Source organism: Nonomuraea mangrovi (assembly GCF_042681425.1).
Classification (GTDB): domain Bacteria; phylum Actinomycetota; class Actinomycetes; order Streptosporangiales; family Streptosporangiaceae; genus Nonomuraea; species Nonomuraea mangrovi.
Genome location: NZ_JBHUFV010000129.1, coordinates 1 through 731, shown reverse-complemented (window position 1 = coordinate 731; position 731 = coordinate 1). Strand labels below are relative to the sequence as shown.

Annotated in this window: 1 protein-coding gene; it reads left to right on the top strand. The window is 70.7% G+C overall.

The features are described from left to right. Positions 1-664: serine hydrolase domain-containing protein (locus ACFSKW_RS54840; RefSeq protein ID WP_379583882.1), on the top strand; the 664-nt coding region annotated here is incomplete at its 5' end. Positions 665-731: the final 67 nt, after the last annotated feature.

Below are 731 nucleotides of genomic sequence, written 5' to 3'. Positions count from 1 at the left end.
CGCCGGCGGCATGTCGCCCTCCGGCACCCGCGTCCTGTCGGCCGAAAAGACCGCGCTGATGCAGCAGGTCGCCTACGACATGGACAGCCCCAACACCCCGCCGATCGGCCTGGGCTGGGTGCTGTACCCGTTCGCCGACACCACCGTCCTGGCCATGTCGGGCGCCTCGCCCGGCGGCGTGTCCCTCCTGTGCGTGCTGCCCGAGCACGACCTGGTCTTCACCGCCTTCGGCAACAACCCGGGGGCGATCATGCTGCAGGACCAGCTCCTGCAGTGGCTGCTGAGCGAGCACCTCGGCGTCCGGATCCCCACGCTGATCACCGAAACGGAGCAGGACGTCGACCTGACCCCGTACGTGGGCACCTACCGCTCCAACCAGCTCCGCATCGACGTCAGCATCGTCGACGGCCGGCTCGAGGAGCGGATGACCTACGAACCGGCGGACGAGTCGCAGGAGCGCATCTTCACCGACTTCGCCGGCGGCATGACCTCCGCCCCGCCGCAGCGCTACGTGCCGATCCGGCCGGGTCTGTTCGCGCCCGCCGGCTACCCGCTGGAGACGTTCGACGGATACCTGCGACTGCTGCTCGTCTCCTACCACGACCTTCGCGACGGCCAGGCGCGCTTCCGCAACGGCGGCGGCCGCCTGACCCGCCGGGCCTGACCGCTCCCCGCCGGCTGGAAGGATGTCCAGCATGCTCACGATCGGCCGGCTCGCGGACTACGCCGGC